The 14,337-nt window shown below is 27.1% G+C and carries 14 protein-coding genes and 7 tRNA genes; 9 read left to right on the top strand and 12 right to left on the bottom strand.

Annotated elements, in window-relative coordinates; translation table 11 throughout:
- The first annotated feature begins 52 nt into the window (after nucleotides 1-52).
- Nucleotides 53-703 carry a potassium channel family protein gene (locus tag ACA134_RS01315; RefSeq protein ID WP_409200384.1) on the top strand — a complete coding sequence of 217 codons (651 nt, stop codon included), beginning with the start codon at nucleotides 53-55 and terminating at the stop codon, nucleotides 701-703.
- Nucleotides 704-708: 5 nt separating this feature from the next.
- Here the strand turns inward: ACA134_RS01315 and ACA134_RS01310 are convergent, their stop codons facing one another.
- Nucleotides 709-1,326 (bottom strand): MBL fold metallo-hydrolase, encoded by a 618-nt coding sequence (locus ACA134_RS01310; RefSeq protein WP_409200383.1) that lies wholly within the window; start codon nucleotides 1,324-1,326, stop codon nucleotides 709-711.
- Nucleotides 1,327-1,448: 122 nt separating this feature from the next.
- Between ACA134_RS01310 and ACA134_RS01305 the strand changes: the two genes are divergently transcribed.
- From ACA134_RS01305 to ACA134_RS01290, 4 genes are all read left to right on the top strand, one after another.
- A complete protein-coding gene (locus ACA134_RS01305) occupies nucleotides 1,449-1,724 on the top strand; it encodes a DUF6364 family protein (protein ID WP_409200382.1) in 276 nt (91 codons plus the stop codon).
- 1,139 nt (nucleotides 1,725-2,863) lie between these two features.
- Complete coding sequence (locus ACA134_RS01300) at nucleotides 2,864-3,655, top strand: hypothetical protein (protein WP_409200381.1); 792 nt, start codon at nucleotides 2,864-2,866, stop codon at nucleotides 3,653-3,655.
- Nucleotides 3,652-3,882: an ABC-three component system middle component 6 gene (locus ACA134_RS01295; protein WP_409200380.1), complete on the top strand. Its 231-nt coding sequence runs from the start codon at nucleotides 3,652-3,654 to the stop codon at nucleotides 3,880-3,882. The genes ACA134_RS01300 and ACA134_RS01295 overlap by 4 nt, the downstream gene beginning before the upstream one ends.
- The gene (locus ACA134_RS01290; RefSeq protein WP_409200379.1) at nucleotides 3,879-5,615 is read left to right on the top strand and encodes a DUF2326 domain-containing protein; all 1,737 of its coding nucleotides are present in this window, start codon (nucleotides 3,879-3,881) and stop codon (nucleotides 5,613-5,615) included. Before ACA134_RS01295 ends, ACA134_RS01290 begins: the two co-directional genes overlap by 4 nt.
- Before the next feature lie 136 nt (nucleotides 5,616-5,751).
- Here the strand turns inward: ACA134_RS01290 and ACA134_RS01285 are convergent, their stop codons facing one another.
- From ACA134_RS01285 to ACA134_RS01245, 9 genes are all read right to left on the bottom strand, one after another.
- On the bottom strand, nucleotides 5,752-7,479 hold the full coding sequence (locus tag ACA134_RS01285) for a DNA integrity scanning protein DisA nucleotide-binding domain protein (protein ID WP_409201048.1): 1,728 nt from the start codon (nucleotides 7,477-7,479) through the stop codon (nucleotides 5,752-5,754).
- Nucleotides 7,480-8,150: 671 nt separating this feature from the next.
- Nucleotides 8,151-8,297 (bottom strand) — tRNA-Trp (locus ACA134_RS01280).
- A 33-nt stretch (nucleotides 8,298-8,330) separates the two neighbouring features.
- Nucleotides 8,331-8,402, bottom strand: a tRNA-Cys gene (locus ACA134_RS01275).
- Nucleotides 8,403-8,452: 50 nt separating this feature from the next.
- Entirely contained in the window at nucleotides 8,453-8,860 is a 408-nt protein-coding gene (hjc, locus tag ACA134_RS01270; RefSeq protein ID WP_409200378.1) for a Holliday junction resolvase Hjc, read from the bottom strand.
- A gap of 46 nt (nucleotides 8,861-8,906) precedes the next feature.
- Nucleotides 8,907-8,982: transfer RNA gene (locus ACA134_RS01265), tRNA-His, on the bottom strand.
- 38 nt (nucleotides 8,983-9,020) lie between these two features.
- Nucleotides 9,021-9,103 (bottom strand) — tRNA-Leu (locus ACA134_RS01260).
- A gap of 50 nt (nucleotides 9,104-9,153) precedes the next feature.
- Nucleotides 9,154-9,228, bottom strand: a tRNA-Glu gene (locus ACA134_RS01255).
- A gap of 23 nt (nucleotides 9,229-9,251) precedes the next feature.
- A tRNA-Ile gene (locus ACA134_RS01250) sits at nucleotides 9,252-9,325 on the bottom strand.
- 4 nt (nucleotides 9,326-9,329) lie between these two features.
- Nucleotides 9,330-9,402: transfer RNA gene (locus ACA134_RS01245), tRNA-Asn, on the bottom strand.
- A gap of 200 nt (nucleotides 9,403-9,602) precedes the next feature.
- Here ACA134_RS01245 and ACA134_RS01240 point away from each other — a divergent pair.
- Nucleotides 9,603-10,589 (top strand): radical SAM protein, encoded by a 987-nt coding sequence (locus tag ACA134_RS01240; protein WP_409200377.1) that lies wholly within the window; start codon nucleotides 9,603-9,605, stop codon nucleotides 10,587-10,589.
- Here the strand turns inward: ACA134_RS01240 and ACA134_RS01235 are convergent, their stop codons facing one another.
- Complete coding sequence (locus ACA134_RS01235; protein WP_409200376.1) at nucleotides 10,590-11,096, bottom strand: hypothetical protein; 507 nt, start codon at nucleotides 11,094-11,096, stop codon at nucleotides 10,590-10,592. It lies immediately after the preceding gene.
- 171 nt (nucleotides 11,097-11,267) lie between these two features.
- Here ACA134_RS01235 and gatB point away from each other — a divergent pair, with 171 nt between their 5' ends.
- From gatB to hisE, 3 genes are read left to right on the top strand one after another with little or no spacing between them, the layout of a single operon-like run.
- A complete protein-coding gene (gene gatB, locus ACA134_RS01230) occupies nucleotides 11,268-12,620 on the top strand; it encodes an Asp-tRNA(Asn)/Glu-tRNA(Gln) amidotransferase subunit GatB (RefSeq protein ID WP_409200375.1) in 1,353 nt (450 codons plus the stop codon).
- Complete coding sequence (locus ACA134_RS01225) at nucleotides 12,620-13,432, top strand: CBS domain-containing ParB/RepB/Spo0J family partition protein (RefSeq protein WP_409200374.1); 813 nt, start codon at nucleotides 12,620-12,622, stop codon at nucleotides 13,430-13,432. The genes gatB and ACA134_RS01225 overlap by 1 nt, the downstream gene beginning before the upstream one ends.
- 4 nt (nucleotides 13,433-13,436) lie before the next feature.
- Nucleotides 13,437-13,727 (top strand): phosphoribosyl-ATP diphosphatase, encoded by a 291-nt coding sequence (gene hisE / locus ACA134_RS01220; protein WP_409200373.1) that lies wholly within the window; start codon nucleotides 13,437-13,439, stop codon nucleotides 13,725-13,727.
- Nucleotide 13,728: 1 nt separating this feature from the next.
- On the opposite strand, the gene ACA134_RS01215 is transcribed toward hisE, so the two are convergent.
- Nucleotides 13,729-14,337 carry a GNAT family N-acetyltransferase gene (locus ACA134_RS01215; protein WP_409200372.1) on the bottom strand — a complete coding sequence of 203 codons (609 nt, stop codon included), beginning with the start codon at nucleotides 14,335-14,337 and terminating at the stop codon, nucleotides 13,729-13,731.

Genomic DNA, 14,337 nt, shown 5'->3' with positions numbered 1-14,337 from the left:
TTATAAACATTGTATAACATAATTAATATATTAATTTTTATTAGGCGATGCTATGTATGTTATTATAATGGGAGCGGGGCGAGTAGGTTTATCACTTGCAAATTTATTAATAGAAGACGGATATGATATAACTATAATTGAAAACAATGAAAATTTATGTTCCAATGCTTCTTTAGAATTAGATGCTCTTGTTATATGTGGAAATGGTACTGATACTAAAACACTTGAAGAGGCAAACATAGAAGATGCTGATTATTTTGTTGCAACAACTGGTTTTGATGAATCGAACCTATTATCCTGTATATTAGTTAAAAACTACGAAGTTCCAAACATTATAGCTAGAGTTAGTAATCCTGATCACGAAGATGCATTTAAAAAAGTTGGAATTGATGATGTAATAAGTCCTGAGAGAACAGCTGCAGGATTTTTAGAAAAACTAATAACACGACCAAATGTAGCTAATTTAATTAGCTTAGGTCAAGGAGACGCTGAAATATTAGATATGACTATAACAAATGATAAAATAGTAGGTAAGACAATTAAAGATGTATCACCAACTAAAGAATACATTGTTATTGCATTATATGATGGAGAAGATGTTAGTATTCCCCAACAAGATACTGTACTTGTAAGAGGCCAAAAAATTTCAGTTCTTGTTAAAAGAGAATCATTTAAAAAGGCTTCAAAACATTTTGAAGGCTAAAATTTTTAAATTAAACTAGAAGCTGAAATATCTATATGTCTATTAGCATTATCAGTCCAGGAACCATGACCTGGAAGTAAATATTTAACATTTAGAGCATTTAGTTTATTTAAAGAACTTTTCATATCCTCTACATTACCACCAATATCCATTCTACCAATACCACCATTAGCAAAGATAGTATCACCAGATATGAGATTTTCACCATCAAATAAACAAATTCCCCCAGGAGTATGTCCTGGTGTGTGAATCACTTCAAAATTAGCTATTTTATCTCCACTTTTAAGTTCAATATCAACATCGTGCCTTTTTATTTTATCTTGAAAAAGTTCAATTGCTGTATCTTTGTTGTAATTATCTTTTAATGTTTGAGCATCAGCTTCATGAATTGCAACTTTTGCCTTAGGAAAAAGGTAGTTACCTCCAACATGATCAAAATGACAATGTGTATTTACAATTAAACTAATGTCATCTGGGTTGATCTTATTTTCTTTTAGTTTCTCATGTAAAAAATCCTGATTTGAACCAGTACCAGTATCAACTAAAATTTCATTATTAATTACATAGCTATTAGAATCATTTCCTAACCCTTCAATACAAATAATATCGTTAATTTTTACCATAATAACACTCAAAAATAATTATTTATTATTAGAACTTAAAAAAGTTCACAAAGTAATAATATATTAAACTAGTAAACAATATAATATAAATATTCTTAATCATCTGATAAAAGGTGATAAAAATGCAAAAGAAAAATAAAAGCACAATAAGCTTAGAACCTGAAATAATGGAAGCAATTAAACAAATAGCTATTAATAAACGAACTACACAAACGAAAATAATTAATGACTATTTAAAAGAATGTATAGAAAAAGAACCAATGAAAAACAAAGCTAAAATAAATGTCATAATGGAAGGAGATCCTAATATAGACATTAGTAATTTTATAGGAAGTATAAAAACAGATAAACCATTTAATGTTTTAGAACTTCAAAATCAAGTACGAAAAGGAGAATAACATTCTTAGTGTTAATTATTAATAAAAATATAAATAATTTAAAAAATATAAATAGCTATTAGTGATTTATTATGGGTTTTTGTAAAGATTGTATATTTTATGGTAATGTTGATGATTACTATAGATTAGGTCGCTGGAGTGAAGGTTGTACTTTAACAAATGAATTAACAAATGATTATGATTCCTGTGGAAATTTTGTGCAAAAATAAATTTTAAAATTAATATAATAATTTCATTTATTTATTTTAATCGTTTTATTTTGTTTTTTCAATGAAAATTCACATAATTATTTCTTATTTCGATTATTACTAGATTAAATTAGTAAATATCTTAAAATAATAAACAATAAGGCTTACTAAAAACACTATTTTTTGCGACATCTAAGTCAAAATCTTAAATGTGTAAAATAGAATACTGAAAATATGTAAAATAAAATAGTGAAAATGTGTAAAATAGAATACTGAAAATATGTAAAATAAAATAGTGAAAATGTGTAAAATAGAATACTGAAAATATGTAAAATAAAATAGTGAAAATGTGTAAAATAGAATACTGAAAATATGTAAAATAAAATAGTGAAAATGTGTAAAATAGAATACTGAAAATATGTAAAATGAATATATTATATATTTTTCTAATTAAAACTATTTTTAAAATAAATTGCAAATGTTCTTAAAAGAATCTTCTAGGATAAAAATTTTAATTAATTAAAAATTATATAAAAATGAAGTCATAGAGATTTGAAACCCCATCCTGAGATTTCTCATGTTTCAGTACTCCAATTGATCATCACAACGGATACTGTTCAGACTACGCGTATTTCTTCAAAGACAACTGGAGTCCCAGATGATGCCAGGTTACACTATAACCCAAACAAAATGAAGAACATACGTAGTGTTAATTCCCAAATAAATTTATTTTTACCTTTTTTAGAACTTACAACAATACACAATCTCTAATAATATATTGAATAATAATAAATATAAAATTTACTAAAGTTTATGACACTTATTATTTTTTGAAATTTATATTAAATAAATAAATTAATAAATAATTGGTCAAAAAATTATTAAAAATATCACAACAAATTTTTAGAATATTATATATATTAAGAATATCAATATTTCAACAGTGTTAATATGAGTGATGAAGCGAGTAATAGCAAAAGACCAAATATAAGTATTCCTACTATTAAAATTCTTTATACACAGGCATCTGATCAATGCATGATGGAAAATTGCACTCAAAAATTGACTTTTCAAAAAGGGGATGTTGAAGGACAAATTGGAGAAATGGCGCATATCTATGCTGATAGTATTAATGGCCCTCGAGGAGATTCTAATTTATCTAAAAAAGAAAAATCCAAAGAAAATAATTTAATATTGTTATGTCGTAATTGCCATAAAATTATTGATTCAGATTCTGAATTTTATACTCCTGAAAAATTATTAGAAATCAAAAAAAATCATATCAAAAAAATGGAACTCATTAGGGAGAATTCAATAGCAGATTTTGATTTTTATGATTTAGAAATTGCTTCAAATAATATTATTAGATTTGGTAAAGATTATAATTCTAAAATCGGATTTAATGGAGAAGTGGATTTTGAGAATTTACGTAAACCTGATGTTAAAATTCAGAAAAATAATCTTTCTGCTATATCAAAAACTTTAATTTCACAAGGAATAAGTCAATCTATTCAAATAAAAAATTTTCTTAAAGAACAAGAGCAAGATGATGAATTTTTTTCTACTAAATTGAAATCTGGTTTTTTAATTACATATGATAATTACAAAGAAGAACTTGAGGGAGATATGTTATTTTTAAAACTTTATGACTCTGTCAAAGAAAATTTAAATGATAGACAACAAGCAGCTAGTCTTGGACTTTTATGTTATCTATTTATGATTTGTGAGTTGTTTGAGAAATGATTTTGCCTACAAAATACTTAAATTCTGATGAAACCCTAATAGGAGTGGGAAATCTTATTATTAGAAATATATCTTCTAGTATCCCTTTATCTACATTATGGGAAAAAGTTAAAAAGAATGAAAATGTTTATAATTTTGAAAGATTTCTATTAACTTTAGATATGTTGTTTATAATTGGAATTATAGATTTAGACAATGAAAATAATATTATTAAGGTCAAACAATGATTTACAAAATTTATGCTGAAAATGACGAAGATAAGTTTAAAGAAGTTGAATTTAAGAAGGATCTTAATATAATTGTTGGAATTAAAGAAGATAATTCTGGGAAAAAAGATAATCGTAATGGTGTTGGAAAAACAACTTTGATAGAAGTGTTAGATTTTTGTTTAGGGACCGAACCTAATAAAAAAAGCTATTTAAAAAATATTAAATTAATAGAAGACTGGATATTTAAAATGGATTTAGATCTTTTTGATCAAAAAATAACAATAAGTAGGGCCATAAATGAATCAAATAAAATTTTTATTAATGGAACAACTGAAAAATTTCCTATAACTCCTAAGACAGATAAAACAGGTGCAACATATTATACAATAAAAGAGTGGCAAAAATTATTAGGGTTATATTTGTTTAAACTTGATGATATAAATCACATCTCATACACTCCCACATATAGAAATTTAATTTCTTATTTTATTCGTAAAAATCCAGATGCCTATTTAGATCCTTTTTTAACTGATAAATACTATAAAGAATGGAAGGTACAAGTTTATAATTCTTTTTTATTAGGCTTAAATTCATGCTGTGCAACAAAAATTAATAATATTAAAATAAAAAATTCAGAATTAGATAAAGAATTAAAAAAAATTAAATCTGAATATCCTAGTAAAGGGCAAATGGAAGCTGAAAAACTTAATTTGGAAGCTGAATTAGAGCAAAAAGATAAATTATTATCCAAATATCAAATTCATGAAGAATATGAACATTTAGAAGATCAAGCCGATAGTTTGTCTAGGGAAATTAGAAATGTTTCCAACAAAAGCTTAACTCTTAAGAAAAAACTATCTAATTATAAATCTGCAATAAAGCAAGAAAAAGGTCCTGAAGAAGAGGATATTGAAAATTTGTTTGAAGAAGTAGGGATTGTATTTTCAAATAATATAAAAAAAACATTTAAAGAAGCCAAAAAATTCCATGAAAAATTGATTTCTAATAGAAAAGAATTTCTTAATGTTGAAATTTTAGAATTAGAGAAAGAAATTAAAAATAATGCTAATAAATTGGAAAGCATAGATTTAAAACGTTCTGATATAATGCAGATATTAAACACACATAAAGCTTTTGATGAAGTTAAATATATACAAAAAGAACTTTATGATTATAAATTAGAAATAGACAAATTAAATTTCAATATCAACAAATATAATCTAATTGATGAAAATAAAGATAAACTTAAAGAAGATAGTGTTATTTTATCTGAGAAAATGAAAAGAGAATATGAATTAAGGCGTCCTGTATGGGAAAAAGCTGTTAACATTTTCAATTCAAATACTATGGCATTATACAAAGAACAGGGAAAATTAATCATAAACACTCCCGAAAAGGGATATGATTTTAAAATAGAATTTCCTAAAGATAAAAGTAGAGGTTATAGTAAAATGAAAATATTTTGCTATGATGCAATGTTATTAGAACTAAATTCTGAAAAAAGAAATATTGATTTTTTAATTCATGATAGTGAGCTATATGATGGTGTTGATTCAACTCAAGTAGCTCTAGCATTGCAATATATTAGATCAAAATGTATTAATAATGACACACAATATATATGTACACTTAATTCAGATACAATACCTGATAATTATTGGGAAGATAATTTTGACATTAAAGACTTCATCAGATTAGAATTATCTGATAAAGACCCTTCTGGTCATATATTTAGTGAAATATTCAATTAATAAATTATATTGGATTATAAAGTAGATTACACATAATTATTAAATCAAATATGATTTTTCATATAGTTATTAATTTGATTTATACAATTTTTGTGAATCCATTAACTCTAGTTTCATTGATCAAATTTTAAATCTTTCAATCAAGATAAAAACTTTCATTCATTTCATCATTTGGTTTTAAATCTCTATACACTTTATGAATTGATATATCTTTTTTATTATCTTCAATTATCTTACGTAACTCATTTATTTTTTCACATTCTTCTTTTGTCAGATAAAATTCCCCTGCAGTGAAAAATGACATTAAATGATTAAAATATTTAATTTTAACTTCTTCAGATTTGCTCATTTCTTCCAAAGATTTTATCGCTTCAATAATCTCCGAATGATTTATCTGTGGTTTTAAGTTAGGAATAAGATTTATCATACCATCTTCAGAGATAATTATTAAAACTGTGGGATGATTTTTACCAACTTGTTCATAGTAACGGATAGCTGAATTATATCTTGCACCTCTTGATGAATCTCCTTTGTCAGTTGCCAAACCATCAAGAATAACACCAACAGCATGACAAAAAGAATTTTTATCTAAAAAAACTGCCCCATCTATAGAAGTAATTTGTAATACAATATTTGGAGTCAATTTAAATGGTTCCAAAGAAAAACTTTGTTTACATAACCTTTTTGTTTCTATTTCCACATTATCCGAAATAACAAGCATAGTTCCATGAGATTGCTTTGTTGCCTCATTTGTAATGTCCCAAAGATCGTCTAATTGCCTTTTATCAATATCATTGAAAATTCTTTTTAGATCAGCATAAAAATTATCTCTATCCATTCTATCCTTTGGAATATTTGGTTGCTCGTATTCAACAACCATCATTGAATTGTTATCATGAAGCACTTCCCATTTATAATGACTTATGAAATTAATCATGAAAAGAGATTCTTCTTTTGGGTTGTATTTACCTATATATTCACCTAAACCATATATTAATTCTGAATCCAAAACAATCAGATATTTATCATCCGATAATTCCAAAAATTTTCTTACTTTTCTAAAATCAGAAATTTTAATAGGTTCTTTAAGTTCCAATGTCAAACGAACATTAGAATGATTTTTTTTCGCAACTATCATTTTTCCTAATCCTTCAGCACCTTCATATTTTAATGATGAAATGGCATTACATGCATCATAAAAACCATGTAACCCATTAAAATTTTCACCTGCTTGTGAAATTGAGTACATAAATTGCTTGCCAGATTCTCTTAAAAGTTCATACATAGATCTTTCAATAATGTTTAGTCCTCGATTTGGTTCTTTAAGATAATTTGGAGTTTCTTTCAAAAAAGCATCTATAGCACTTTCAATAAAAGAACGACTGATTTTATACCCTTCATCGGTTTTATTTTTTGTTAGAGAATAGTGATTATCTAATGCTTTTTTATCGATTTCAAGAACAATATAAACAAAAAATCCATCAACATAAGTTGGATATGAAACAAATTTTTCAGTACCTCCCCTCACATCTTCTTTATACAATATTTTTTTTATTGCTTCAATTTTAGCATTAGAAGATATTCTATTCATATGGTTTTCATGAACACTTGGAATCGTATGAAAAATGTTTCTGTTTTTGTCAACTTTTTCAAGTTGTTGTGCAAGATTCTCCATTTCTTCAAATGCTTTCACAGAATAACCATAATCCTCAGGCTCTATGCAAATAGGATGTCTATCAGTTCTTTCTTCATTAAGTATCCCAAATAAAAATACTTTTGGTTTTAATTTAACATCAATTTCGTCAAAGAGTTCTTCAGCATATACTTGTAAAGAAATTTGAAAATGTTTCTGGTATCCCCACATAAAATATTTTATTGTGTCAGTCATATTCATCCATCCACTAATAAGTATTTAATAAATATTTAATTGAACCATTCATAATTAAGATAATAATTCTGTTATCATAATCTATCTAACTATGTTCATCAACAGTATTTTTATAATGAAAGTCATTTAAACCTATCTTAAATTGTAAAATTTTTCAACACAATATAAAAGCTTGTTCTTCCCATAATTGTTTAAATTTATTGAAATTTTCATACATATTTTACAGAATTAATAACATTAATGAAATATTTGAAAATTTAACCAAATATTATTTGTTCCTAGAATAAGCATTCTAGGATAAAAATTTTCATTTATTAAAAAATTATTGAAAATAGATTAATTTATTCCTTTTTAAAAAATTTTGGTAATTATTTAGAACAATTTATTATAAAAAAAATACAGATTTAAAAAAAAATGAAGTTTATATTACTTTATTTCATATCTTCCAAAAACATCTTATTAATTCTTATATTATTTAATTTGAAGATATTCAATTGTTTAATAAAAAAAATTGCAAATATATGGTTTTATATCTTCTTTTTGAGATTGTGAAAATTGTATCAAATAATTAAAAATGACTATTAAAATGCTTTAATTAATTATTAAAATGTTTAAAATTAGTAAATTCCTTAAAAATAAGCATAAAATGGGGTCACAGGGATTTGAACCCCGATCCTGGGATTTCTCTTGTCTCAGTACTCCAATTGATCATCACAACGGATACTGTTCAGACTACGCGTATTTCTTCAAAGACAACTGGAGTCCCAGATGATGCCAGGTTACACTATAACCCCAAAAAGCTAACAAAAAATAATATGTTAACTAAGAGCCAAGAGAGAGATTTGAACTCCCGTGTAATGGATCTGCAGTCCACCGCTTCGCCGCTAAGCTATCTTGGCATATAAAAATATGTTTGTTTACAATGATATTTAAACCTTTTCATGAAAAATTAAAACTTAACTTGTTTATCTATTCCAATAATCTCATCGATTTCTAAAGCTTTTTCTAAAGCTACATCTTTTTCTATTTTAAGATTATTACTTTTAGTACGTTCTACATCTTCAGGTTTTAAAAAAAGCCATTTTGTATATTTAAATTTAATTCCAATATATGCAGTTGCACCAAATGTATTAGAAAATTCACATAGTGCATCAATTTGAACAGAATCTATATAAATTTTATCTTTAGTAGTGGTTTTAACTTCAATAGCTAGATAAATTTTTCCATTACCTGCAATAATATCTGGAAGTGGTCTTTTAGTAGCTCCTCCTGAAGCTGGAGCTCTCATAGCTGCAAAATTTCTATCCCATAGCTTATGAACTAAGTCTCGTTCTTCAGTAGATCCTTTTTTAACCATAATATCATTAAGTTTTTTAAAAAATTCATAAAAATAGAATTAATCATGGGGCCGGGGCCGAGATTCGAACCCGAGTCGCAGGATCCACAGTCCCGTAGGATAACCGCCTACCCCACCCCGGCTTTTGAATACAAAATATATTTCAAAAATTAAAGATTAATGCGGGAGCAGGGATTCGAACCCTGGTAGACCTGCGTCAACAGGTCCTAAGCCTGTCCCCTTTGGCCTCTCGGGCACCCCCGCTAAAAATAATAGGAGTCAAGAAACCGTAACGAGAAATCTTAATTTTTAAATGCTCCGGCCGGGATTCGAACCCGAGTCTTCGGCTCGAAAGGCCGAAATGATTGGCCGGACTACACCACCGGAGCAAACAAAACAATAAAATATAACATGGGCCCAATGGGAGTCGAACCCATGGCCTCCCGGTTATGAGCCGGGCGCTCTACCTGGCTAAGCTATGGGCCCAAAGCGCCATCGACAGGGCTCGAACCTGTGACCAATCGGTTAACAGCCGAACGCTCTACCTACTGAGCTACGATGGCATATGATAACCCATGCATTTAACCATGAAACATACCCATGTTTAAAATTCGATAGAATTTAAACAGTAATAATAAGTTGATAATTATTATATATAAACCTTTTGTATAATCCTACAAAAACCAAATTAATTACACAACAAATTAATTTTTCTTAAACATCATATATAAAGTTTAACTATTATGAAAAAAATAATAAAAATATGAATAATATTGATAGCTTTGAAATTTTAAAATCAATAGAAAAAGCTAATAAGTTAACACTTAAACATCATTCTAATGAAATAACATTAGAGAGAGCAATTTTTCTATCATGGTGGTGTGATAAAGGAGATTGTAAATTTTGTTATATGAGTACTCAAAAAGATCGTATAAAAGAATCTAGTAAAGCTAAAAGGCAAGTAAATAACATTTATGCAGAAGCTGAAATGTGTGCTCGATTAGGGTGGAATATAGAGTTTTTATCTGGAGGATATGAATCCTTTACAACACTTGAAATTAAAGATATAGCTCAAAACATTAAGAACATAACAGGCAAAGGTGTTTGGTTAAATACTGGAATTACAAATGAACTTGATCAATTTGGTGATGAGATTATTGGTATTACTGGTGCATTAGAAGTAGCTAATCCTAAACTCCACGATGAAATATGTCCAAGTAAACCAATTGATAAAATAAGTGAAATGTTATCTTCAGCTGGTGATTTAGGTTATAAAAAAGCTATTACAATAATTTTAGGTCTTGGTGAAACATTAGATGATTTAGATTATTTAATTGATTATATAAAATTAAATAAGATTGATAGAATTATTTTTTATTCATTAAATCCCCACGAAGGTACTGAATTTGAAAATGAATCACAACCTGCATCTTTATATTATTCTCAAGTTGTATCTACTATAAGATTGAACTTTCCAAAAATTGAAATCATTTGTGGAACTTGGATAGATAATTTAGCTAATATTGGAATATTAATTTTAAGTGGAGCTAATGGAATTACAAAGTTTCCTTTATTTAAGATGTTTGCAAGTCGATACGGTAAACGAGTAGAACAAGAAGTTAAATGGACAGGTAGATCTTTAAAAGGAACATTCACAGATATTGAAAAATTAGGAAAAGAAGAAAGTGAAATCAATAATGAATATACTGATTTCATAAAAAGATATATAAAAAAATCAAAGAAAATTTGATTAATTTAGAGCAATTTCAATGGTATTTGAATTTGTTTTAAAATGTTTTCCATTAAAATCATATTCAAGACCGAAGCCACCAATAAAGAGACTTTCTTGTTTTTCAGATTCGTTTTCATCATAAGGACCTTGAGTTGAAAGCTCAAAACTTGTAGTTTTTGATTGACCAGGCTCAATAGTGCCGAAGTTATAATCTCCATATTGACTTATACCTTTTACATTAGTAATAGATAAACTTCCTTTATTAGTAACAGTCCATTTTACAGTGACAGTTGAACCTTCTTTAGCTGCAGAAGGACCTTCTTGAACAGCTGAAACATCATGAGTTACAACAGTCTTGTTTTTACTAGTAGAATTATCAGATATGTTTTTATTTGAATCATTTTTATTAGTTGTGTTTGTATTATTATCATCACTAGATCCATTATTTAATAAAAGGACTCCAGCAATTCCAACAATCACAACTACAATTATGACTATTAAAATAGCTAATTTTGATTTTTCCATATTAATCACCTACATATATTAGTTTATTTTAAAAGTTTAAGTACTTTATTGAAAAAAATTTAAGAAATATTTATATGAAAATACTAAGAAATATAGTATATAATAAAAATTTTCAAATTATACAAATTATTATAAAAATTTCCAAGTGGAGGAATTAATATTAGCGTCAATATGAAATGTGGGCTTGAAATACACGTACAATTAGAAACAGAATCTAAATTATTTTGTGAATGTCAAACTAACTATCAAGAAGCTCCTGCAAATACAAACATATGCCCAGTTTGTTTAAATCAACCAGGTGCAAAACCATATCCAACAAATGAAAAAGCAATAGAAAATGCTTTAATGATTTCTTTAATGCTTAACTGTAAAATCGATAAAAATTTCACTTATTTCATGAGAAAACATTATGATTATCCTGATTTACCATCTGGATTTCAGAGAACTTCAGTTCCTATAGGATATGAAGGCGAATTAAATGGAATCAGAATTAGAGAAATTCATATGGAAGAAGATCCAGGTCAATTTAAACCAGATAGAGGAATAGTTGATTTTAATCGTTCAGGAATTCCACTTGTTGAAATTGTAACAGAACCAGATATGCACTCACCAGAAGAAGCTAGGACTTTTTTAAAAGAACTTATTAGAGTACTTCAATATAGTGGAGGAGCAAGAGGTGAAGGTACTATGAGAGCTGATGTAAATGTTTCTATTGAAGGTGGAAATAGAGTAGAAATGAAAAACATCAACTCAATTAAAGGCGCATATAAAGCTTTAAAATTTGAACTTGTTCGTCAAAAAAACCTAATGAAAAGAGGAGTAGAAATCAAACAAGAAACACGTGCATTTCTTGAATCTCAAATGATTACAGTAGCTATGAGATTAAAAGAAGATGCTGATGATTATAGATTTATACCTGATCCTGATCTTCCACCAATGGGAATTACTGATGAACAAATAGCTAGTGTAGCTGAAGTGATGCCAGAAGCACCACATAATAAAGTCAAAAGATATATGGAAACTTATAATATTGATGAAGAATCTGCAAAAGTTTTAACATCAGAATTAGATCTTGCTGAGGCTTATGAGGAAGTATCTAAAATTATTGATCCTGCATTTGCTGCAATGTGGATGAAAGATGAGTTAAAAAGAGTTTTAACATATAATAAAATGAGCTATAAAGATAGTGAAATTCTTGTTGAAGATTTAATTGAACTATTTAATATGCTTCAAAATAAAGAAATTACAACTAAAGCAGGTCAACGTATAATTGAACATTTACCAAATAATAAACAAACACCAAAAGCAATAGCTGAAGAGCAAGGATTAATTGGAATTGTTAAAGATGATGAAATAATAGCTGCAGTTGAAAAGGCTATTGAAGATAATCCTAAAGCTATTGAAGATTATAAAGAAGGTCAAAAGGCTTCTCTAAACTTTTTAGTTGGACAAGTAATGAAACTAACACGAGGAAAAGCAGATCCTGGAGAAACTGTAAAATTAATTAAAGATAGAATTGATTAATGAGGGATTTTGTGAGTGAAAAATCATTAGTTAAAGATTATATGACAAAAGACGTTATTAGTGTTAAAGCAGAAACACCAACTGAAACTGTCATAAAAATAATGAAAGAAAGTAATCACAATAGTTATCCAGTAGTTGACGATGAAGATAAATTAATTGGAATGGTAACAGCTTTTGATATTTTATTAAAAGATTGGGCAGATTCTGTTAAAGATTTAATGAGCACTGATTTAATAGTAGCTAATGAAGAAATGTCCATAGATGATGCATCCAGAGTAATGTTTAGAAGAGGTGTTTCAAGACTTCCTGTAGTTGATAGTGATGGATCTTTAATAGGAATCATTACAAATACAGATATGGTCAGATCTCATATTGAAAGGACAACACCAAATAAAGTAGAATATTTTAAAAGTACCTTAGAAGCATTATATGGTGTTAAAACTGAAATACAACATATGAAAGTTAGTACTAAAAATTTAAGGCCAACACAAGATAGAGTTTATGCAGATGAACTTGAAGGAAGAATCTATGAAATTAAAAGAGGTCTTGCAGAACCAGTAATTGTTGTAAAAACTGGAAATCGTTGGATTTTAGTTGATGGTCATCACAGAGCAATAGCTGCAAGAAAATTAGGCTGTGATAAAATTGATGCATATGTAATTAACATCCATTCTGATATTGAATTAGGTTTAGAAAAGACTGCAGATGATTATGGAGTTAAAACATTTGATGATATAAAAATTATTGATGATGCACAACACCCATTAATTGCAATTACAGAAAGTATAAAACAATCTCAAGAGAAGAAGTGATTTTATGGTAAATGAAAACATAATTAGGGAAGTTTATGAAGTATTAGAAAATAGAAGAGATAATCCAATAGACTCATATACATCTAATTTAATGAAAGATAGCTCTAAAAAGGCAGAAGATAAAATACTTGAAAAGATTGCAGAAGAAACAGGTGAAGTATTAATAGCTTCTAAAAATAATGAAAACCTTGTTCATGAATCTGTTGATTTGATTTTTCATACATTAATGATACTCGTTCAAAAAAACATCCCATTAGATGATGTATATGAAGAATTTGAAAAAAGAAGAAAATAAACTATTCATTTAATTCATATTCCATATTATACATTCCTCTTTCAAAATTTAAAAATTTTAATCTCTTTTTATTAAATTCTTTAAAACCTAATTTCTCATAAAGTGTTTTAGCTTTATCATTTCTAAAATCTACATCTAAAATTAGTTTTTTATACCCTTTATTTTTAAAACTTTCAATACAATGATTTAAAATTTTAGCACCAATTCCTTGACCTCTTTTAGAAGAATCAACTGCTAATTCTGCTAAATAAATATCGTTATCTGTAAAATCTGCTAGTACAAAATAATCTAGGAGGTCAATTAAAAATAGCTTTAATGCATCTATAAATTTCAAGTTTTGAAATAAAGTAATTGTATCTTTAATAAATGTATTTTTATTTTTACTATAATAACTTAGAAAAGCTAAAATTTCCTTAGATTCATCATCTAATACAATTTTCATTTTAAAATAATCAGAAGGGTCTGTAATTTCTAAAGAATATTTAATAGCTAGAATAGCTTTATTTTTATCATTAAAAAACATCTCATAAGTTCTAAAATCTACATCATACTTTAACTTAGCTATTTTAAAAGTATCATGATATTTTGGGTTAAAATCTTCATAAATCAT

The organism is Methanobrevibacter sp. DSM 116169 (assembly GCF_046197865.1).
Taxonomy (GTDB): Archaea; Methanobacteriota; Methanobacteria; order Methanobacteriales; family Methanobacteriaceae; genus JAHKLT01.
The sequence above is the reverse complement of the archived record's forward strand: the minus strand, read 5'-3'. Positions and strand labels throughout refer to the sequence as shown.